Origin of the sequence: Mammaliicoccus sciuri (assembly GCF_002901825.1) — a bacterium.
GTDB classification, from domain to species: Bacteria; Bacillota; Bacilli; order Staphylococcales; family Staphylococcaceae; genus Mammaliicoccus; species Mammaliicoccus sciuri.
In genome coordinates this window covers 431,848-454,591 of sequence record NZ_PPQD01000018.1, presented here as the reverse complement: position 1 = coordinate 454,591, position 22,744 = coordinate 431,848, and the positions used below count along the sequence as shown (strand labels likewise).

Here is a 22,744-nt window from a genome sequence, read left to right as displayed (position 1 = left end):
CAAAACGATAACAAGGGATGAGCTTGATGAATGATTTGAATATGGACAAGCAGTTGTTAAAATGGATTGCTGATATTCAGCGTGGTGACAAAGAAGCGTTTAATCAATTATTAAATGTTTTCGAAAGTGACATTCAGAAGCGGGTAAGCACATTGAGACTACCTTATAATGATAAAGAGGACATCGCGCAAATTATAAGATTTAAGTTGTATAAGCAAGCACTCACATTTGATTGTGACAAGCATGATTCGTTTATACATTGTGTGAATGTCATTATTAAAAATGCTAAAATTGATTATATAAGAAGAGTTAAAAGTACAAAGTATCAAATATTAAAAGCGTCATTAAGTATTGATGAAACAAATAGTGATTCGGTTAATTTAATAGAATGTCTTAGAGATGGTCATGGCCAGGATTTTGAAGATCAAATGTTAACAGAATGTTCGCTATCCTATTTGATGGATTCTAATAAGCTATCACCTATTGAATCGGACATTCTAAAATTAACAGTACAAGGAAAAACAAAAAAAGAAATATCAAATGAACTAGATGTACCAGTAAAACATGTATATAACGCACAATACAGATTAAAAAAGAAACTGAACAAGGCTGAAATTACTTCAGCTTTGTTTGACAATTAGGTGTTTTGTTTTGTATATTAATCTAGGATTAGAATGAATTAGGTGATAAGATGAGAAAAGTCCCTTTAAATTGCGAGAAATGCGGAGCTAGAAATTATACAGTCCCTAAAAAAGATACAGATCAACGATTAGAGCTAAAAAAGTTTTGTAAAACTTGTAATACGCATACATTGCATAAAGAATCCATCTAAAAGGAGGAAAATCAATGGCTAAAAAAGAAAACTTCTTTCAAGGCGTAAAATCAGAAATGCAGAAAACAAGTTGGCCAACAGGCAAAGAACTTGTTAAATATACAACAATAGTAGTGTGTACAGTAATCTTTTTCTTAATCTTTTTCTATGCATTAGATTTAGGAATTACAGAATTAATTAATTTGATTAGATAGTAAGGAGTGGCAAAATGTCAGAAGAGATAGGCGCTAAACGATGGTATGCAGTGCACACTTATTCAGGTTATGAAAATAAAGTCAAAACAAACCTAGAAAAGCGTGTTGATACAATGAACATGCAAGAACAAATTTTTAGAGTTGTGATTCCAGAAGAGGAAGAAACATCTATTAAAGATGGTAAAACGAAGACACAAATCAAGAAGACTTTCCCTGGATACGTATTAGTTGAGTTAATTATGACTGATGAATCATGGTATGTCGTAAGAAATACACCTGGTGTTACAGGTTTCGTTGGTTCTGCTGGTGCAGGATCTAAACCAAATCCATTATTACCAGATGAAGCGAAATTTATCCTTAAACAAATGGGTATGGCAGAAAAAACAGTCGACGTAGAAGTTGAATTAGGTGAACAAGTTCGCGTAACAAGTGGACCATTTAGTAACCAAGTTGGTGAAATCAAAGAAATCGATGTTGAGAAGTATAAATTAACAGTACTTGTTGACATGTTCGGTAGAGAAACACCAGTCGAAGTTGAATTCGATCAAATTGAAAAGTTGTAAAAAAACACTTGAAATTTCATGATTTCAATGTTATTATTTAAAGGTCGCGCTCGGACTATGCGCAACCATTTCGTCACGAAATGAAGAGTGGGAGGGTAAAATATCATTACCCCATGACCACATCACGATATCAAGGAGGTGCACATCGTGGCTAAAAAAGTAGTTAAAGTTGTTAAATTGCAAATTCCTGCAGGTAAAGCAAACCCAGCACCACCAGTTGGTCCTGCATTAGGTCAAGCCGGTGTGAATATTATGGGATTCTGTAAAGAATTCAACGCTCGTACACAAGAGCAAGCAGGTTTAATCATTCCAGTTGAAATTACAGTATTTGAAGATCGTTCATTTACTTTCATCACTAAGACACCACCTGCAGCAGTATTACTTAAAAAAGCAGCTAAAGTAGAAAAAGGTTCTGGTGAACCTAACAAAACTAAAGTTGCTACAGTAACTCAAGACCAAGTACGTGAAATTGCTAACACTAAAATGCCTGACTTAAACGCGGCATCTGAAGAAGCAGCTATGCGTATCGTTGAAGGTACTGCACGCAGCATGGGTATTGTCGTAGAATAATTGAGTTTTAAAGTTTAAGCAGGCGGCTATTTCGCTGTCTGCTATTGCATTGTCTTTATGATAATGCACGTGGGAGGTAACATTCCGCTAAAACCACTAAAGGAGGAAAACAAAATGGCTAAAAAAGGTAAAAAGTATCAAGAAGCAGTTGCTAAAATCGATCGTACTGCAACATACGCTGTTGAAGAAGCGATTAAATTAGCAAAAGAAACAAGTACTGTTAACTTTGATGCATCTGTAGAAGTTGCATTTCGTTTAGGCATTGATACACGTAAGAATGACCAACAAATCCGTGGCGCTGTAGTATTACCACACGGTACTGGTAAAACACAACGTGTATTAGTATTCGCTAAAGGCGATAAAATCAAAGAAGCAGAAGAAGCTGGAGCAGATTATGTAGGTGAAGAATACATTAACAAAATCAACCAAGGTTGGTTCGACTTTGATGTAATCGTTGCAACACCTGACATGATGGGTGAAGTTGGTAAACTTGGTCGTGTATTAGGACCTAAAGGTTTAATGCCAAACCCTAAAACTGGTACAGTAACAATGGATATCAAAAAAGCAGTAGAAGAAATTAAAGCAGGTAAAGTAGAATACCGTGCTGAAAAATCTGGTATTGTTCATGCATCTATTGGTAAAGTATCATTTGACGAGCAACAATTAGTTGATAACTTCAAAACAATTCAAGATACATTAACTAAAGCAAAACCAGCATCATCTAAAGGTACTTATTTCAAATCTGTTGCTGTTACAACAACAATGGGTCCTGGTATCAAAGTTGATACTTCAAGCTTTAAATTATAATATAAAAATATTGACTTCAACTCCAAAACGCGTTATAGTTTTGGATGTGTAATATTTAACCTAAGACAGTAGGAGTTCAATTTTGAACTTAAAAAGCAATCCTACCGAGGCTTAAATTGACTTGAACGTATAAAATTCAAGCACTTTTTGCCGTGGGTAAAAAGTGCTTTTTTGTTGAGAAACCTCATCATAAAAGCACGGACAATTAATATGGAGGTGTAGAGATGTCTAATTCAAAAATCGTTGAAGCTAAACAACAAAAAGTTGATTTAATTACTGAACAACTTAAAAATTCTGTTTCAACAATTATTGTTGACTACCGTGGTTTAACAGTTGCGCAAGTTACTGAATTACGTAAACAATTACGTGAAGCAGGTATCGAATATAAAGTTTACAAAAACACTTTAGTTCGTCGTGCTGCTGAAGCTGCTGGTATCGAAGGTTTAGAAGAAACATTAACTGGTCCTAACGCAATTGCTTTTTCAAACGAAGAAGTTGTTGAACCAGCTAAAATTCTTGCTGACTTCGCTAAAGAAAACGAAGCGTTAGAAATCAAAGCAGGTGTTATTGAAGGACAAGTTGTATCTGCAGAAGAAGTTAACACTATCGGTTCATTACCATCAAAAGACGGTCTTGTATCAATGTTACTATCTGTATTACAAGCTCCAGTTCGTAACTTTGCTTATGCAGTTAAAGCTGTTGGAGAACAAAAAGAAGAAAGTGCTGAATAATTCAGCAACAAATAAAACTATTTAATGGAGGATATATATCATGTCTAATGAAAAAATTATTGAAGCAATTAAAGAAATGTCAGTATTAGAATTAAATGACTTAGTAAAAGCTATCGAAGAAGAATTTGGTGTAACAGCAGCAGCTCCTGTAGCAGCAGCTGGCGCAGCTGGTGGAGACGCAGCAGCTGAAAAAACTGAATTCGACGTTGAATTAACTTCAGCTGGAGATTCAAAAATTAAAGTTGTTAAAGCGGTTAAAGAAGCAACTGGTTTAGGCTTAAAAGAAGCTAAAGAAATCGTAGACAACGCTCCTAAAGTTGTTAAAGAAGGTTTATCTAAAGAAGACGCTGAAGCTTTAAAAGAAAAATTAGAAGAAGTTGGCGCATCTGTAGAATTAAAATAATCTCTGTATTAAATCAAAAAACCCGTTATTATCATGATAACGGGTTTTTATTTACTCATTTAATCAATAAAGAGGTGGCGTAATGAGTCATTATTTTGATAACGATCCAAACGTGAAGTCGGAACGAGAAAGTTTCGATTATTTTTATCGCGATAACAAACTCTCTCTTCAGACAGATCATGGTGTTTTCTCAAAAGGGAAAATAGACTTTGGGTCTGATTTACTCGTAACAACTTTCTTAAATGCAAATCCCCCTGGTCCTAAAAAGAAAATATTGGATGTGGGCTGTGGTTATGGCCCGATAGGTTTAATGTGTGCGAAAGTACTTCCACATAGTGAAGTAACTATGGTAGATGTGAATGAACGCGCATTGGATTTGGCAAAAGATAATCAACAATCTAACAACATTCAAAATGCTCAGTTGAAAGCAAGTGACTGTTTAGATGATGTATTAGATTTAGAGTTTGATTTTGTATTAACAAACCCTCCGATAAGAGCAGGGAAGGAAATTGTTCATAAAATTCTTGAGCAAAGCATCGAAGTATTATCGAGTGGCGGACAGCTTTTAGTTGTTATTCAGAAGAAACAAGGTATGCCTTCTGCAAAGAAAAAAATGCAAGATATTTTTGGTAATGCAGAAATAATCGAAAAAAGCAAGGGTTATTACATTTTAAAAAGTGTAAAAGCTTGATTTTGGTGTTTTGTTCTGATATAGTAATAGAATGTTAAAAATTATATTCAATAAGTGTGTACTTTTGCGTCGCCCTTAATTGAATGTTAGGAATAAGTCGTACGAAATAGAAAATGGAATCATTGACTTTCCGTTTTCTTTTTGTCTTATTATATTTATTTTGTAAGGCGCAAAGTTATATTCACAATATTTGAGGGGTGAATCTGTTGACAGGTCAACTTATCCAGTATGGAAGACATCGTGTTCGTAGAAGTTATGCGAGAATTTCCGAGATTTTAGAACTACCTAACTTAATAGAGATTCAAACGAAATCATATGAATGGTTTCTAAAAGAAGGTTTACTAGAAATGTTCCGCGACATTTCTCCAATTGATGATTTTACAGGTAACCTTTCTTTAGAGTTCGTAGATTACCGTCTAGGTGAACCAAAGTATGATTTAGAAGAATCTAAAAACCGTGATGCAACATATGCAGCACCATTACGCGTTAAAGTCCGTTTAATTAACAAAGAAACAGGCGAAGTGAAAGATCAAGAAGTATTCATGGGTGATTTCCCATTAATGACTGACACTGGTACTTTTGTAATAAACGGTGCAGAACGTGTTATTGTATCACAACTTGTACGTTCACCATCCGTTTACTTCAACGAAAAAGTTGATAAAAACGGTAAAGTGAGTTTTGGAACTACTGTAATCCCTAACCGTGGTGCATGGTTAGAGTATGAAACAGATGCTAAAGATGTTCCTTACGTAAGAATAGACAGAACACGTAAATTACCAATTACAGTATTAATCCGTGCTTTAGGATTCTCATCAGATCAAGAAATCATTGATTTACTTGGTGACAATGAGTATTTAAGAAATGCGTTAGACAAAGATAATACTGAAACAACAGACCAAGCATTGCTTGAAATTTATGAGCGTTTACGTCCGGGAGAACCACCAACAGTAGAGAACGCTAAAAGTCTATTATATTCACGTTTCTTTGACCCAAAACGTTATGATTTAGCGGCAGTAGGTCGTTACAAAATGAATAAAAAATTACATCTTAAACATCGTTTGTTCAACCAAACTTTAGCTGAGCCTATCGTTGACGTTGAAACAGGTGAAATTGCGGCTGAAGAAGGTACTGTTTTAGACCGTCGTAATTTAGATAAAATCATCGATGTTTTAGAATCAAACGCTAATATTCATGTTTATGAACTTAATAGTGGTGTCTTAGATGAGCCAGTAGAAGTTCAAACAGTTAAAATTTATATTCCTGGTGATGAAGAAAAACGTACGACAACAGTGATTGGTAATGCATTCCCTGATGAAGCAGTGAAATGTATTACACCAGCAGATATTATTTCTTCACTATCATATTTCTTTAACTTGTTACATGGTGTAGGTTACACAGATGATATCGACCATTTAGGTAATCGTCGTCTACGTTCAGTAGGAGAATTACTACAGAACCAATTCAGAATTGGTTTATCACGTATGGAACGTGTTGTGCGTGAACGTATGTCAATTCAAGACACTGATTCAATCACACCTCAACAATTAATTAATATTCGTCCAGTAATTGCATCTATTAAAGAATTCTTTGGTAGCTCTCAATTATCTCAATTCATGGACCAAGCAAACCCATTAGCAGAGTTGACGCATAAACGTCGTCTATCAGCATTAGGACCGGGTGGTTTAACTCGTGAGCGTGCTGGTATGGAAGTACGTGACGTTCACTACTCTCACTATGGTCGTATGTGTCCAATTGAAACGCCTGAGGGACCAAACATTGGTTTAATCAACTCATTATCAAGTTATGCAAGAGTTAATGAATTTGGTTTCATTGAAACACCTTATCGTAAGGTAAACATCGAGACAAACCAAGTTACTGACAGAATCGACTACTTAACAGCTGACGAAGAAGACAGCTATGTAGTTGCACAAGCAAACTCTGTACTTGATGAAACAGGTAAATTCGTTGATGATGAAGTTCTTTGTCGTTTCCGTGGGGACAACACTACTAAACCTAAAGAACGCATGGACTACATGGATGTATCTCCTAAACAAGTTGTTTCTGCAGCGACAGCATGTATTCCATTCTTAGAAAACGATGACTCTAACCGTGCGCTTATGGGTGCAAACATGCAACGTCAAGCGGTACCTTTAATGAACCCAGAAGCACCATTTGTTGGTACTGGTATGGAACACGTAACTGCACGTGATTCAGGTGCAGCTGTTGTTGCTAAGTACAAAGGTAGAGTTGAGCACGTAGAAGCAAAAGAAATCCTTGTTAGACGTATTGTTGAAGAGAATGGTAAAGAGATCGAAACTGAATTAGATCGTTACCCATTATCAAAATTTAAACGTAGTAACTCAGGTACTTGTTACAATCAACGTCCAATCATTGCGAGCGGAGATATTGTTACTAAAGGTGAAATTTTGGCCGATGGTCCTTCAATGGAACTTGGTGAAATGGCACTTGGACGTAACGTAGTAGTTGGTTTCATGACTTGGGACGGTTATAACTATGAGGATGCTGTAATCATGAGTGAACGTCTTGTTAAAGATGATGTTTATACTTCAATTCACGTTGAAGAATATGAATCAGAAGCTCGTGACACTAAATTAGGACCTGAAGAAATCACACGTGATATTCCTAACGTTTCTGACAATGCACTTAAGAACTTAGATGATCGTGGTATCGTTTATGTTGGTGCTGAAGTTAAAGACGGAGATATCCTAGTTGGTAAAGTAACGCCTAAAGGTGTAACTGAATTAACAGCTGAAGAAAGATTATTACATGCAATCTTTGGTGAAAAAGCTCGTGAAGTTCGTGATACATCATTACGTGTACCTCATGGTGCAGGTGGTATTGTATTAGATGTTAAAGTATTTAACAGAGAAGAAGGCGATGATTCATTATCTCCAGGTGTAAACCAATTAGTACGTGTATACATCGTTCAAAAACGTAAAATACATGTCGGAGATAAAATGTGTGGTCGTCACGGTAACAAAGGTGTTATCTCACGTATCTTACCTGAAGAAGATATGCCTTACTTACCAGATGGAACACCAATTGACATCATGTTAAACCCATTAGGTGTACCTTCTCGTATGAATATCGGACAAGTATTAGAACTTCATCTTGGAATGGCAGCTAAGAATTTAGGTATTCATGTTGCTTCACCAGTATTTGATGGTGCAAACGATGATGATGTTTGGTCAACTATTGAAGAAGCAGGTATGGCTCGTGATGGTAAAACTGTACTATACGATGGTCGTACTGGTGAACCGTTTGATAACCGTGTATCTGTAGGTGTAATGTACATGCTTAAACTTGCACACATGGTAGACGATAAATTACATGCGCGTTCTACTGGACCATACTCACTTGTTACACAACAACCACTTGGCGGTAAAGCTCAGTTTGGTGGACAACGTTTCGGTGAGATGGAAGTATGGGCACTTGAAGCTTACGGTGCAGCATATACTTTACAAGAGATTTTAACTTATAAATCTGATGACACAGTAGGTCGTGTTAAAACTTACGAATCTATCGTAAAAGGAGAAAACATCCCTAAACCGGGAGTTCCTGAATCATTCCGCGTATTAATGAAAGAGTTACAAAGTTTAGGTCTAGACGTTAAAGTTATGGACGAACACGATAACGAAATCGAAATGCGTGATTTAGAAGATGAAGATATGATGGACAAGAAAGTTGATTTAGGTGTTTCACAAGATGCATCAATAGAAGGGCAACAAGTAACTGACTAAAAGTTAATAAAGCGCATTTGATTAAACATTTGCGCTTTACATTTGTTATACATTATCAATCAACCGGCACAACTAATTTAAATTGAAGGAGGTAGGCTCCTTGATTGATGTAAATAATTTCCATTACATGAAAATAGGACTTGCTTCACCTGAAAAGATCCGTTCTTGGTCATTTGGTGAAGTGAAAAAACCAGAAACAATTAACTACCGTACGTTAAAACCTGAAAGAGATGGTTTATTCTGTGAGAAAATTTTTGGTCCAACTAAGGACTGGGAATGTAGTTGTGGTAAATATAAAAGAGTACGCTATAAAGGCATGGTCTGTGACCGTTGTGGTGTAGAGGTTACTAAGTCAAAAGTGCGTCGTGAAAGAATGGGGCATATTGAATTAGCAGCACCAGTTTCACACATTTGGTACTTCAAAGGTATCCCAAGTCGTATGGGACTTTTACTTGATATGTCACCACGTTCACTTGAAGAAGTTATATACTTTGCTTCTTACACTGTAATTGATCCAGGTCCAACTGGATTAGAGAAGAAACAATTATTAACTGAAGGTGAATTCCGTGAGTATTATGATAAATATCCAGGTAAATTCACAGCAAAAATGGGTGCAGAAGCAATCCGTGACTTATTAAGCGATATCGATTTAGATAAAGAATTAAAAGAATTACGTGAAGAATTAGAATCAGCAACAGGACAAAGATTGACAAGAGCAATTAAACGTCTAGAAGTTGTTGAGTCATTCCGTCACTCAGGTAATGACCCATCTTGGATGATCTTAGATGTATTACCAATTATTCCACCTGAAATTCGTCCAATGGTTCAATTAGACGGTGGACGTTTCGCAACAAGTGATTTAAATGATTTATACCGTCGTGTTATCAACCGTAATAATCGTTTGAAACGTTTATTAGATTTAGGTGCACCTGGTATTATCGTTCAAAATGAAAAACGTATGTTACAAGAAGCTGTAGATGCTTTAATTGATAATGGTCGTCGTGGTCGTCCAGTTACTGGACCAGGTAACCGTCCATTAAAATCATTGTCACATATGTTAAAAGGTAAACAAGGTCGTTTCCGTCAAAACTTACTTGGTAAACGTGTTGACTATTCAGGTCGTTCAGTTATCGTAGTTGGACCAAACCTTAAAATGTATCAATGTGGTTTACCGAAAGAAATGGCGTTAGAATTGTTCAAACCTTTCATTATGAAAGAACTTGTTGAACGCGAAATTGCAACGAACATCAAGAATGCAAAAGGTAAAATAGAAAGAATGGAAGAAGAAGTTTGGGATGTACTAGAAGATGTTATTAAAGAACATCCAGTACTATTAAACCGTGCACCAACGCTTCACCGTTTAGGTATTCAAGCATTTGAACCTACACTAGTTGAAGGTCGTGCAATCAGACTTCATCCACTTGTAACAACTGCTTATAACGCTGACTTTGATGGTGACCAAATGGCTGTCCATGTTCCATTATCAAAAGAAGCACAAGCAGAAGCACGTATGTTAATGCTTGCAGCTCAAAACATCTTGAACCCTAAAGATGGTAAACCAGTCGTAACACCTTCTCAAGATATGGTATTAGGTAACTATTACTTAACACTTGAACGTAAAGGCGCTACAGGAGCTGGTGAAATCTTTAGTGAAACAGATGAAGTTATTAAAGCGTATGTAAATGGCTATGTTCATTTACACTCACGTATAGCTGTTCATGCAAGATCATTAAAGAACCCAACATTTACAGAAGAACAAAACAATAAATTACTTATCACATCTGTTGGTAAGATTATATTCAATGAAATTATGCCGGATTCATTCCCGTACATTAATGAACCAACGAATTTCAACTTAGAAAAATCAACACCTGACAAATACTTTATTGCACCTACTGATATTCCAGAAGGTGGATTAATCGAGTACTTACAAGATGTTGAACTTGTTAAACCATTTAACAAGAAATTCTTAGGTCAAATCATTGCGGAAATCTTTAATAAATTCCACATTACAGATACATCAGTAATGCTTGATAAGATGAAAGATTTAGGATTTAAATACTCATCTAAAGCTGGTATTACAGTTGGGGTTTCTGACATCGTGGTACTTCCTGATAAACAAGAAATTATTGGAGAAGCAGAAATCAAAGTAGATAAAGTACAAAAACAATTTACCCGTGGTTTAATTACTGAAAGCGAACGTTATGCTGCTGTAATTGAAATTTGGACAAAAGCTAAAGATGATATTCAAGCTAAATTAATGATGTCATTAGATAGCTTAAACCCAATCTTCATGATGAGTGACTCTGGTGCCCGTGGTAACGCATCAAACTTCACTCAATTAGCTGGTATGCGTGGTCTGATGGCTAACCCATCTGGTCGAATTATCGAGTTACCTATTAAATCTTCATTCCGTGAAGGTTTAACAGTACTTGAATACTTCATCTCTACTCACGGTGCGCGTAAAGGTCTTGCCGATACAGCACTGAAAACTGCCGATTCAGGTTACTTAACACGTCGTCTAGTTGACGTAGCACAAGATGTTATCGTTAGAGAAGAAGACTGTGGAACTGACCGTGGATTACTTGTTTCAGATATTAGAGAAGGATCAGAGTTAATCGAACCATTCATTGAACGTATTGAAGGTCGTTACTCTAAAGAAACATTACGTCATCCTGAAACAGATGAAGTAATTATTAAAGTTAATGAATTAATAACTGCTGATATTGCTAAACAAATAGTTGATGCAGGTATTACTGAAATGCATATTCGCTCTGCATTTACATGTAACACTCGTCACGGTGTATGTGAAAAATGTTATGGTAAGAACTTAGCAACTGGTGAACAAGTTGAAGTTGGTGAAGCAGTTGGTACAATTGCTGCACAATCAATCGGTGAACCAGGTACTCAGCTTACAATGCGTACATTCCATACAGGTGGTGTAGCAGGTGCCGATATCACTCAAGGTTTACCTCGTATTCAAGAGCTATTTGAAGCACGTAACCCTAAAGGGCAAGCTGTTATTTCTGAAATTAATGGTGAAGTAACTGAAATTACGATCGTTAAAGATCGTCAACAAGAAATTAAAGTTAAAGGCGAAAATGAAATCCGTACTTATAACGCGCCAGGTACTGCTCGACTTAAAGTTGAAGAAGGTCAATACGTAGAACGTGGTGAAGTTATGACTGAAGGCTCAATCGAACCTAAAGGATTACTAGCTGTTGCAGGCTTAAATGCTACTCAAAAATACTTACTTAAAGAAGTACAAAAAGTTTACCGTATGCAAGGTGTTGAAATTTCAGATAAACACGTTGAAGTTATGGTTAGACAAATGCTTCGTAAAGTAAGAATTATTGAAGCAGGAGATACTAAATTATTACCAGGTGCATTAGTTGATATTCATACATTTACTGATGCAAACAGAGAAGTATTTGCGACGCGTAAACGTCCAGCAACTGCTAAACCTGTATTACTTGGTATTACGAAAGCATCTCTTGAGACTGAAAGTTTCTTATCAGCTGCTTCATTCCAAGAAACAACAAGAGTACTTACAGATGCTGCCATTAAAGGTAAGCGTGATGACTTACTTGGACTTAAAGAAAATGTTATCATCGGTAAATTGATCCCTGCCGGAACAGGCATGAGAAGATATACTGGTGTTGACTTTGAAAAAGTTGAAAAAGAAGTAGTACCTGAAGAACAAGTTGTGACTGACTAATATATATGGGCTGTTCTAGGTTCCTAGAACAGCTTGTATTTTATTATAAAAACACCTTAAAAATGATTGACTTTATAACTGTGCAATGTTATTATTGTTAAGGTTGATGAAAGCAGACGCTTTGGAGGATATGAAATGTCTAATGAAAAAGCCTTAAGCTTAAATCAAGACAGTTATGTCATTGGTTTAAAACAGACCACTAAAGCATTATTGAAGCATGATGTACGTCAAGTAATCATTGCTCAAGATGTCAATATTCATATTTTGTCGAAAGTGTTAACAATAGCATTTGAGACAGGCGTTCCGATAAGTTATAGTCCTAGTCGACAAGAACTTGGATCACGCTATGGAATAGAAGTTAATGCGACAGTTGTTGCATTGCTTAAATAAATGTGTAAGCTGTGCTTACTATTTTTATTTGACTTAAAATGAACCACCTGGATGTGTGGAATTAAGAAATGAAGAGAGGAGGACATTAAAGATGCCTACTATTAACCAATTAGTACGTAAACCTCGTACTAGTAAATCACAAAAATCAACTGCACCAGCATTAAACAGAGGTTACAATAGCATGAAGAAAAAAATGACTACTGTATACTCTCCTCAAAAACGTGGTGTATGTACTCGTGTAGGAACTATGACACCTAAAAAACCTAACTCAGCGTTACGTAAATATGCTCGTGTTCGTTTATCAAACAACATCGAAGTAAACGCGTATATCCCTGGTATTGGCCACAACTTACAAGAACACAGTGTTGTACTTATTCGTGGTGGACGTGTAAAAGACTTACCTGGTGTGCGTTACCATATCGTACGTGGTGCTTTAGACACTTCTGGTGTTGACGGTCGTATGCAAAGCCGTTCACTTTATGGTGCTAAAAAACCTAAAGCTGCTAAAAAATAATTTGACATTAAATTTCTGTAAATAACAGTTTTTTAAATGACGATAAATCAATTAAACTTTATAATGAGGAAGGAGGATTACGATTATGCCTCGTAAAGGTCCAGTTGCAAAAAGAGATGTTTTACCAGATCCAATTCACAACTCTAAATTAGTAACAAAATTAATCAACAAAATCATGCTTGATGGTAAACGTGGTACTGCTCAAAGAATTCTTTATTCTGCATTCGAACTTGTTCAAGAACGTTCAGGTAAAGATGCTATGGAAGTATTCGATGAAGCTATCAACAACATCATGCCTGTACTTGAAGTTAAAGCTCGCCGTGTAGGTGGTTCAAACTATCAAGTACCTGTAGAAGTACGTCCAGAACGTCGTACTACTTTAGGTTTACGTTGGTTAGTTAACTACGCGCGTCTTCGTGGTGAAAAAACTATGGAAGAGCGTTTAGCTAATGAAATCTTAGATGCTGCCAATAACACTGGTGGTGCTGTTAAGAAACGTGAAGACACTCACAAAATGGCAGAAGCTAACAAAGCGTTTGCTCATTACCGTTGGTAAGATAGAACTTAGAACCCTAAGCGTTAAAATTATAAAGAGGCTTATTTATAGGTCATCTATAGTTTTTTAAACACTTAGGGTATCAAAGTATCTATATAAACAACAACCAAATATCCAATGTTTTGGAAGGAGTAAGAATACTATGGCAAGAGATTTTTCTTTGAAAAACACTCGTAATATCGGTATCATGGCTCACATCGATGCTGGTAAAACTACTACTACTGAACGTATTCTTTATTACACAGGCCGTATCCATAAAATTGGTGAAACACATGAAGGTGCTTCACAAATGGACTGGATGGAACAAGAGCAAGAGCGTGGTATTACAATCACTTCTGCTGCGACTACTGCACAATGGGATGGTCACCGTGTAAACATCATCGATACACCAGGACACGTAGACTTCACAGTTGAAGTTGAACGTTCATTACGTGTACTTGATGGTGCTGTAACTGTTCTTGATGCGCAATCAGGTGTTGAACCTCAAACTGAAACAGTTTGGCGTCAAGCTACAACTTACGGAGTACCTCGTATTGTATTCATTAATAAAATGGACAAAATGGGTGCTAACTTTGAATATTCAGTTGGTACACTACATGAGCGTTTACAAGCAAATGCTCACCCAATTCAGTTACCAATTGGTGCGGAAGACGATTTCAACGCTATTATTGATTTAGTAGAAATGAAATGTTTCCAATACACTAATGACTTAGGTACTGAAATTGATGAAATTGAGATTCCAGAATCTCATAAGCAACAAGCTGAAGATGCTCGTGAAGCTTTAATTGAAGCTGTTGCTGAATCAAACGACGATTTAATGGAAAAATACTTAGGTGGAGAAGAAATCACAATTGATGAGCTTAAAGCGGCTATCCGTCAAGCTACTTGTGACGTTGAATTCTACCCAGTATTATGTGGTACAGCATTCAAAAACAAAGGTGTTCAATTAATGTTGAACGCTGTTATTGACTACTTACCATCACCATTAGATGTTAAACCTATTATCGGACATAGAGTTGATAACGAAGATGAAGAAGTAATTGCTAGACCTGATGACTCAGCGCCATTCGCTGCATTAGCGTTTAAAGTTATGACTGACCCATTCGTAGGTAAATTAACATTCTTCCGTGTTTATTCTGGTACAATGGAATCTGGTTCATACGTTAAAAACTCTACTAAAGGTAAACGTGAACGTGTAGGTCGTATCCTACAAATGCACGCTAACTCTCGTGAAGAGATTTCAACTGTATATTCTGGTGACATTGCAGGCGCTGTTGGTCTTAAAGACACTGCTACTGGTGATACTTTATGTGATGAAAAAGATAACATTATCTTAGAATCAATGGAATTCCCAGAGCCAGTTATTCACTTATCTGTTGAGCCTAAATCAAAAGCTGACCAAGATAAAATGACTAACGCATTAGTTAAATTACAAGAAGAAGATCCAACATTCCATGCACACACTGACCATGAAACTGGACAAGTTATCATCGGTGGTATGGGTGAATTACATCTTGATATTTTAGTAGACCGTATGAAACGTGAATTCAAAGTAGAATGTACTGTTGGTGCTCCAATGGTATCTTACCGTGAAACGTTCAAAGAATCTGCACAAGTTCAAGGTAAATTCTCTCGTCAATCAGGTGGACGTGGACAATATGGTGATGTTCATATTGAATTCACACCTAACGAACAAGGTGGCGGCTTCGAATTCGAAAACGCTATCGTCGGTGGTGTAGTTCCTCGTGAATACATTCCATCAGTTGAAGCTGGTCTTAAAGATGCTATGGAAAACGGTGTATTAGCTGGATATCCATTAGTTGATGTTAAAGCTAAACTATATGATGGTTCATATCATGATGTCGATTCATCTGAAATGGCCTTCAAAGTTGCTGCATCATTAGCACTTAAAGAAGCAGCTAAAAAATGTAACCCTGTAATCTTAGAGCCAATGATGAAAGTTGAAATCGTTATGCCTGAAGAATACATGGGAGACATCATGGGTGACGTAACAAGTCGTCGTGGACGTGTTGAAGGTATGGAAGCACGCGGTAACGCTCAAGTTGTTCGTGCATTTGTTCCACTTTCAGAAATGTTCGGTTACGCTACAAACTTACGTTCTAACACTCAAGGTCGTGGTACTTATACTATGGTATTTGACCACTACGAAGAAGTTCCTAAATCAATTTCTGAAGAAATTATCAAGAAAAACAAAGGTGAATAATACATTCGCTTTAATAAATTGATTTTTTCATCAAAATGATTTATAAATTAACTATAGGTTATCCTCATGATGGTGAGTAACCATCATGAGGCTTAAATAAAAAATAATTTTTAATATGAATAGGAGAGATTTCATAATGGCTAAAGAAAAATTTGATCGCTCAAAAACACATGCCAATATTGGTACTATCGGTCACGTTGACCATGGTAAAACTACTTTAACAGCTGCTATCGCAACTGTATTAGCAAAACGTTCTGGTGACGGAGAAGCTCGTTCTTACGACCAAATCGATAACGCTCCAGAAGAAAAAGAACGTGGTATTACAATCAATACTTCACATATCGAATACGAAACTGAAAAACGTCACTATGCGCACGTTGACTGCCCAGGACACGCTGACTATGTTAAAAACATGATCACTGGTGCTGCTCAAATGGACGGCGGTATCTTAGTAGTATCTGCTGCTGACGGTCCAATGCCTCAAACTCGTGAGCACATTCTTTTATCACGTAACGTAGGTGTTCCTGCATTAGTAGTATTCTTAAACAAAGTTGACATGGTTGACGATGAAGAATTATTAGAATTAGTTGAAATGGAAGTTCGTGACTTATTATCTGAATATGACTTCCCAGGCGACGACGTTCCTGTAATTGCTGGTTCAGCATTAAAAGCATTAGAAGGCGACGAAGCTTACGAAGACAAAATCATGGAATTAATGGATGCTGTTGATACATTCATCCCAACTCCAGAACGTGACTCTGACAAACCATTCATGATGCCAGTTGAGGACGTATTCTCAATCACTGGTCGTGGTACTGTTGCTACAGGCCGTGTTGAACGTGGTCAAATCACTGTTGGTGAAGAAGTTGAAATCATCGGTTTAACTGAAGAATCTTCTAAAACAACTGTAACTGGTGTTGAAATGTTCCGTAAATTATTAGACTTCGCTGAAGCTGGAGATAACATCGGTGCATTATTACGTGGTGTTGCTCGTGAAGACGTTAACCGTGGTCAAGTATTAGCTAAACCAGGTTCAATCACACCTCACACTAAATTCAAAGCTGAAGTTTATGTATTATCTAAAGACGAAGGTGGACGTCATACTCCATTCTTCACAAACTACCGCCCACAATTCTATTTCCGTACTACTGACGTAACTGGTGTAGTTAACTTACCAGAAGGTACTGAAATGGTTATGCCTGGCGACAACGTTGAAATGGACGTTGAATTAATTTCACCAATCGCTATTGAAGACGGTACTCGTTTCTCAATCCGTGAAGGTGGACGTACAGTTGGATCAGGCGTTGTTACAATCATCGAAGCTTAATTCGATATTGAACAAACTTGATTAAACAAATTTAAAGCCGAGACATTAAGTTGTCTCGGCTTTTTTTATGGTTTATTTTTCTAATTCATCACTATGTTCAATAATAGATAAGAATAATTTGACGCTATTTTGTAATGCTTGTTCATCTAAATCGAATTTTGGATGGTGATGCGGATAAGTCGCTTTAAGTGCTTCATTACCTACACCAGTAAAGAAATATGTTCCTGGAACATGTTGTAAGAAATAACCAACATCTTCGCCACCTAAAGAAGGAGGGAAATCGAATGCTTCATCAACTGAATCAATTTCTGATGCAAGTTTTTTAGCCCATTCTGTTTCTTTCTCATGATTTACTACAGGCGGATAACCGTCGTGATATTTCAAATGGCATTTAACACCATAGCTTGATTCGATACCGTTTAATATGCCGTTCAAACGTTCTTTAATTTGATCTTTAACGTATGGTAAATATGTTCTAATTGTTCCAGATAATTGAACTTTATCCGCGATAACATTGAACGCATTACCACCTTTAAATGTGCCGAACGTTACGACAGCCGATTCTAAAGGATCAACTGTTCTTGAAACGATACTTTGTGCTTGGACAATCAATGAAGATGCAGCAACGATAGGATCTTTAGCTAGTTGTGGCATAGCACCATGTCCACCTAATCCTTGTATATCAATTTCAAATGAATCAGCTGCAGCATACGCTGGTCCAGAACAAAATCCAACTTTATTTGCGTCAATATGACTTGCTGTATGTGTTCCGAAGACATAATCCACACCATCAAGTGCACCGGCTTCTACCATCGCTTTAGCGCCACCAGGAAGTGACTCTTCAGCATGTTGATGGATTAATACGACATTCCCATGAATATCTTGCTCGTGCTTTTTAAGTATTTTTGCAGTGATGAGTAAACTTGCCGTATGCGCATCATGACCACAAGCATGCATCACACCATCGACCTTAGATTTATAAGGTACATCTTTCTCGTCTTGAATAGGTAATGCATCAAAATCAGCTCTTAATGCAATCGTTGGTCCTTCATGTCCACCGTTTATATAACCTAATAAGCCGTTACCACCGACATCTCTTTTAACTTCGATTCCAAGGTTTTCAAGATAATCAGCTATGTATTTCTTTGTATTTTCTTCTTGAAAAGAAAGTTCGGGATGTTGATGTAAATGTCTTCTAATTTCTATTAATTCATCCATATATTGATTAACTTCAGTCGTTAATGTCATGAATATCATTCCTTTCCATAAACTTAAATGTTGTGAGTAAGAAGATACGTACAGCGTTTATTAAGCCTTGCTCATCAATATCAAACTTAGGATGATGATGAGGGAAGTCAGCTTTGAAATGTTCGTTTCTCGTGCCTGTATAGAAAAATGCACCGGGAACACGCTGTTGATAATAAGAAAAATCTTCTCCACCCAAACTTGCTTCTAATTCTACGAGTTCTTCAACGCTATCAATCTCTTTGGTCGCTTCTAATATAAGATCAGTTTCCCGTTCCGTGTTAATTACGGGTGGATACCCTTTACTATATTTCAAGTCGTAAGTAACATCAGTAGAAGTCGCAATGCCTTCTAATACTTTCTTAAAGCCTTCTATGACACTTGTCTGTGTGTCCGAGTCGAAAGTCCTAATCGTCCCACCAATTTTACATGTATCTGGTATGACGTTATTCGTTTCTCCAGCATTAAACATTGTAATGGATAGAACGGCAGGAGAGAGTGCACTTGTTTTACGTGAAACAATGTATTGTAAATCGTTACATAATTGTATACCTGCAGCGAGTGGATCAATCAATTGATCAGGATGTGCAGCATGTCCACCTCTACCTTTCAAAGTAATCCAAAAATCATCTGGGATACCTGTCGTTGTACCGTATTTATAGCCGATTTTACCAACATCTAAATGACTAGATACATGTTGTCCGATAATCGCATCAACACCTGTTAAACACCCATCAGCAATCATTTGAATGGCACCACCAGGATCGACTTCTTCAGCATGTTGATGAATAAAGACGACACGGCCATTAATTTCATCTTTATGTTCGGATAAAATTTTCGCAGTCATTAGCAATACAGCCGTATGGGCATCGTGACCACAAGCATGCATGACGCCATCAACAGTTGACTTGTAAGGTACTTCCTTTTCATCTTGGATAGGTAATGCATCAAAATCAGCTCTAATCGCTAATGTAGGACCTTCTTTATCTTTATTTAATGTACCTACAACACCACGTTCACCGACTCCTTCACGAACGTCAATACCTAATTCTCTTAAGTAATGTGCAATATAAGCAGGTGTCTTCACTTCTTCAAAAGATAATTCCGGATTCATATGTAAATATCTTCTGATTTCAATCATTTCATCATAATAGTCTTCAACTTTTTGTAATAAAATATTTTTCATTCTTATAGAACACCTTCTATCTCAAGTACTTGAATAAACATTTGTGTCGTCGTCTTCATCGCTTCTTCGTCTAAATCAAACATAGGATGATGATGAGGGGCAGTTGAGCCTTTATCTTCATTACCGCTACCTGTTAGGAAGAAACAACCTGGACGATTAAGTAAGTAGTATGAGAAATCTTCACCAATCATCATAGGGGGGATGTCTTCATAAGTTAAATCTAAGCGCTCAGCAGCTTCTTTAACCACTTCATATTGTTCTTTGTGGTTGACGACTGTAGGATAACCTCTACGGTATTCAAAGTCATAAGTCGCGTTATTTGCTAAACAAATCCCTTTTAAAATACGTTCAAGCTCAGCTTCTATTGTGTCTTTAACTTCTGGTTTAAACGTTCTAACTGTACCCGCTAAAGTAGCTGTATCACTTATAACATTAAAAGCAGTACCCGCATCTACTTTCCCAACTGTAATAACTCCTCTGTCAATTGGATCTATATTTCGAGAAATAATTTTTTGGATGCTAGAAATATATTCTGCAACGATTACAATTGGATCGATTGATGTATGAGGTTTAGCGCCGTGACCACCTTTACCTTGAATGGTTACTTCAAAGTAGTCAGGTGATGCCATCATTTCATTAGGACGTGTCTTAATTGAAGATGTTTCATGACCGCTCCAAAAATGGTTTCCATAAACTTTATCGACACCTTCTAATGCACCATCATCAACCATTGGGCTAGCACCGCCAGGACTTAATTCTTCTGCATATTGAAAAATAAAAACAACATTCCCTTTAAGCAAATGTTGATGTTCATGCAGTATTTCACAGAATGTTAAGAGTGTAGCGGTATGACCGTCATGACCACATGCATGCATAACACCATCCACAGTCGATTTATAAGGTACGTCTTTTTCATCTTGAATAGGTAAAGCATCAAAGTCTGCGCGAAATGCGATCGTTTGACCAGGTTCGTTCCCTTTTAATTTAGCGACAATGCCACGTTCCCCGACTGGCGCTTTAATCTCTAATTTATCTAATTTCTTTAATTCAGATAAAATAAAATCATGAGTTTTCTCCTCATGATAGGATAGTTCAGGATTTTTGTGCATATGTCTTCTGATGTCTACAAGTCGATCGAATTTTTTATCTACTTTTTCTTTCCAATTAACCATTAATAAACCTTCTTTCAGTTCTTTAAAAATATAATATGATAATTGTAGCAAAATTTATAGAAAATTTAAACAATTCAATTTGAGATGATAACGCTTAATTCTTTGATTTTGATGTGTTATGATTGAGAAAAAGTGCTAAAGGAGAAGGTTTAAATGGTACAAACATTAGATTCATTCTTACAAACAAATCTAAATGAATTAAAAGACAATGGCCTATATAACGAGATTGATGTCGTTGAAGGTGCAAATGGTGCTGAGATCACAATTGGAGGTAAAAGTTACATTAACTTATCTTCAAATAACTATCTTGGATTAGCAACAGATGAAGATTTAAAGAAAGCTGCTAAAGATGCAATAGATTCTCACGGTGTAGGTGCGGGGGCAGTACGTACAATTAATGGTACGTTAGACTTGCATAGAGAACTTGAAGAAACTTTAGCTCAGTTCAAAGGTACTGAAAGTGCAATCGCATATCAATCAGGCTTTAACTGTAACATGGCTGCCATCTCAGCTGTTATGAATAAAAATGATGCAATCTTATCTGATGAATTAAACCATGCTTCAATTATTGATGGTTGTCGTCTATCTAAAGCGAAAATTATTCGTGTTAATCATTCAGATATGGATGATTTAAGAGCGAAAGCTAAAGAAGCGGTTGAATCAGGTCAATATAATAAAGTTATGTACATTACAGATGGCGTATTCTCAATGGATGGAGACGTAGCGAAATTACCTGAAATTGTAGAAATTGCTGAAGAATTTGGTTTAATCACATATGTTGATGACGCGCATGGTTCTGGTGTAATGGGTAAAGGTGCAGGAACAGTTAAACATTTCGGACTTCAAGACAAAATTGATTTCCAAATCGGAACACTTTCAAAAGCAATTGGTGTTGTAGGTGGTTATGTAGCTGGTACTAAAGATTTAATAGACTGGTTAAAAGTTGCTTCAAGACCATTCTTATTCTCAACTTCATTAGCACCTGGAGATACTAAAGCTATTACAGAATCAGTGAAAAAATTAATGGCTTCTACAGAATTACATGATAAATTATGGGATAATGCTAATTACTTAAAAGAAGGCTTAAAAGCAAAAGGCTTTGATATCGGTCATTCAGAAACACCAATTACACCTGTAATTATCGGTGAAGAGAAAAAAGCTCAAACATTTAGTAAGAGATTAATGGACGAAGGTGTGTATGCGAAAGCAATCGTATTCCCAACAGTTCCAAGAGGCACTGGCCGTGTAAGAAATATGCCAACAGCCGCTCATACTAAAGAGCAGCTAGATCAAGCAATTGATATTTATGAAAAAATCGGTAAAGAATTAGGATTACTATAATTAATATTTCATCAAGCGCATGGGACAAATGAATACGTCCCATGCGCTTTTAATTTATAACGATTGAGGCGACAGTTTGTAACAGAACTTGCGGGTTTTGTAATTAAAGGTGCCGTTAGTAACAAATCTCCATATTTTTGTAACTAAGGATGCCGTTAGTAACAAATCTCCATATTTTTGTAACTAAGGATGCTGTTAGTAACAAATCTTCGTACTTTTGTAACTAAGGAGGTCGTTAGTAACAAATCTCCATATTTTTGTAACTAAGGGTGCTGTTAGTAACAAATCTTCGTACTTTTGTAACTAAGGATGCTGTTAGTAACAAATCTCCATACTTTTGTAATTAAACGTACCGTAACTAACATTTTATTCTCGACTTATGTATTACAATACGATTGTTTTTTGTATAAGGTAACTTTATTTATCCATAGTATGTACTTCTGAAGTATACAAAACGGTAAAAATATAGTAAAATATCATTGAAGAAAGCGCTTTTGTCTTTCTTGAGTGTACAAATGA

The 22,744-nt window shown here is 36.5% G+C and carries 20 protein-coding genes and 1 other annotated feature; of the genes, 17 read left to right on the top strand and 3 right to left on the bottom strand.

Features of this window, described 5'->3' with window-relative positions; all coding sequences use genetic code 11:
• The first annotated feature begins 26 nt into the window (after nt 1-26).
• From CD035_RS06735 to tuf, 16 genes are all read left to right on the top strand, one after another.
• Entirely contained in the window at nt 27-641 is a 615-nt protein-coding gene (locus CD035_RS06735) for a sigma-70 family RNA polymerase sigma factor (RefSeq protein WP_048541347.1), read from the top strand.
• A 50-nt stretch (nt 642-691) separates the two neighbouring features.
• Entirely contained in the window at nt 692-832 is a 141-nt protein-coding gene (gene rpmG / locus CD035_RS06730) for a 50S ribosomal protein L33 (protein WP_075577615.1), read from the top strand.
• A 14-nt stretch (nt 833-846) separates the two neighbouring features.
• Nucleotides 847-1,026: a preprotein translocase subunit SecE gene (secE, locus tag CD035_RS06725; protein WP_025904856.1), complete on the top strand. Its 180-nt coding sequence runs from the start codon at nt 847-849 to the stop codon at nt 1,024-1,026.
• Between the two features lie 14 nt (nt 1,027-1,040).
• The gene (gene nusG, locus CD035_RS06720) at nt 1,041-1,589 is read left to right on the top strand and encodes a transcription termination/antitermination protein NusG (RefSeq protein WP_048541349.1); all 549 of its coding nucleotides are present in this window, start codon (nt 1,041-1,043) and stop codon (nt 1,587-1,589) included.
• A gap of 147 nt (nt 1,590-1,736) precedes the next feature.
• Nucleotides 1,737-2,159, top strand: coding sequence for a 50S ribosomal protein L11 (rplK, locus tag CD035_RS06715; RefSeq protein ID WP_025904858.1), 423 nt, complete (start codon nt 1,737-1,739; stop codon nt 2,157-2,159).
• Nucleotides 2,160-2,273: 114 nt separating this feature from the next.
• Nucleotides 2,274-2,966 carry a 50S ribosomal protein L1 gene (gene rplA / locus CD035_RS06710; RefSeq protein WP_037589918.1) on the top strand — a complete coding sequence of 231 codons (693 nt, stop codon included), beginning with the start codon at nt 2,274-2,276 and terminating at the stop codon, nt 2,964-2,966.
• Nucleotides 2,967-3,007: 41 nt separating this feature from the next.
• Nucleotides 3,008-3,148 (top strand) — a sequence feature (ribosomal protein L10 leader region).
• Between the two features lie 42 nt (nt 3,149-3,190).
• Nucleotides 3,191-3,697, top strand: coding sequence for a 50S ribosomal protein L10 (gene rplJ / locus CD035_RS06705; protein ID WP_025904860.1), 507 nt, complete (start codon nt 3,191-3,193; stop codon nt 3,695-3,697).
• Nucleotides 3,698-3,737: 40 nt separating this feature from the next.
• The gene (rplL, locus tag CD035_RS06700) at nt 3,738-4,100 is read left to right on the top strand and encodes a 50S ribosomal protein L7/L12 (protein WP_153653597.1); all 363 of its coding nucleotides are present in this window, start codon (nt 3,738-3,740) and stop codon (nt 4,098-4,100) included.
• 82 nt (nt 4,101-4,182) lie between these two features.
• The gene (locus tag CD035_RS06695) at nt 4,183-4,791 is read left to right on the top strand and encodes a class I SAM-dependent methyltransferase (protein ID WP_048541351.1); all 609 of its coding nucleotides are present in this window, start codon (nt 4,183-4,185) and stop codon (nt 4,789-4,791) included.
• Nucleotides 4,792-4,997: 206 nt separating this feature from the next.
• Entirely contained in the window at nt 4,998-8,552 is a 3,555-nt protein-coding gene (gene rpoB, locus CD035_RS06690; protein WP_048541353.1) for a DNA-directed RNA polymerase subunit beta, read from the top strand.
• A 100-nt stretch (nt 8,553-8,652) separates the two neighbouring features.
• On the top strand, nt 8,653-12,270 hold the full coding sequence (gene rpoC / locus CD035_RS06685; RefSeq protein WP_048541354.1) for a DNA-directed RNA polymerase subunit beta': 3,618 nt from the start codon (nt 8,653-8,655) through the stop codon (nt 12,268-12,270).
• Nucleotides 12,271-12,405: 135 nt separating this feature from the next.
• Nucleotides 12,406-12,660, top strand: a complete 255-nt coding sequence (locus CD035_RS06680; RefSeq protein ID WP_048541356.1) for a ribosomal L7Ae/L30e/S12e/Gadd45 family protein — start codon at nt 12,406-12,408, stop codon at nt 12,658-12,660.
• Nucleotides 12,661-12,751: 91 nt separating this feature from the next.
• Nucleotides 12,752-13,174, top strand: coding sequence for a 30S ribosomal protein S12 (rpsL, locus tag CD035_RS06675; RefSeq protein WP_025904866.1), 423 nt, complete (start codon nt 12,752-12,754; stop codon nt 13,172-13,174).
• An 85-nt stretch (nt 13,175-13,259) separates the two neighbouring features.
• Entirely contained in the window at nt 13,260-13,730 is a 471-nt protein-coding gene (gene rpsG / locus CD035_RS06670; RefSeq protein ID WP_025904867.1) for a 30S ribosomal protein S7, read from the top strand.
• Nucleotides 13,731-13,872: 142 nt separating this feature from the next.
• On the top strand, nt 13,873-15,954 hold the full coding sequence (gene fusA / locus CD035_RS06665; protein ID WP_048541359.1) for an elongation factor G: 2,082 nt from the start codon (nt 13,873-13,875) through the stop codon (nt 15,952-15,954).
• Between the two features lie 136 nt (nt 15,955-16,090).
• On the top strand, nt 16,091-17,281 hold the full coding sequence (tuf, locus tag CD035_RS06660; protein ID WP_048541361.1) for an elongation factor Tu: 1,191 nt from the start codon (nt 16,091-16,093) through the stop codon (nt 17,279-17,281).
• 72 nt (nt 17,282-17,353) lie between these two features.
• On the opposite strand, the gene CD035_RS06655 is transcribed toward tuf, so the two are convergent.
• The 3 genes from CD035_RS06655 to CD035_RS06645 are packed head-to-tail and all read right to left on the bottom strand — an operon-like array spanning nt 17,354 to nt 20,884.
• Nucleotides 17,354-18,529, bottom strand: a complete 1,176-nt coding sequence (locus tag CD035_RS06655; protein WP_048541362.1) for a M20 metallopeptidase family protein — start codon at nt 18,527-18,529, stop codon at nt 17,354-17,356.
• Nucleotides 18,513-19,712 (bottom strand): M20 metallopeptidase family protein, encoded by a 1,200-nt coding sequence (locus tag CD035_RS06650; protein ID WP_048541364.1) that lies wholly within the window; start codon nt 19,710-19,712, stop codon nt 18,513-18,515. Before CD035_RS06650 ends, CD035_RS06655 begins: the two co-directional genes overlap by 17 nt.
• A 2-nt stretch (nt 19,713-19,714) precedes the next feature.
• Nucleotides 19,715-20,884, bottom strand: coding sequence for an amidohydrolase (locus CD035_RS06645; protein WP_048541365.1), 1,170 nt, complete (start codon nt 20,882-20,884; stop codon nt 19,715-19,717).
• A 153-nt stretch (nt 20,885-21,037) separates the two neighbouring features.
• On the opposite strand from CD035_RS06645, the gene CD035_RS06640 reads away from it, so the two are divergent.
• Nucleotides 21,038-22,225, top strand: a complete 1,188-nt coding sequence (locus CD035_RS06640; protein ID WP_048541367.1) for a glycine C-acetyltransferase — start codon at nt 21,038-21,040, stop codon at nt 22,223-22,225.
• Nucleotides 22,226-22,744 lie beyond the last annotated feature (519 nt).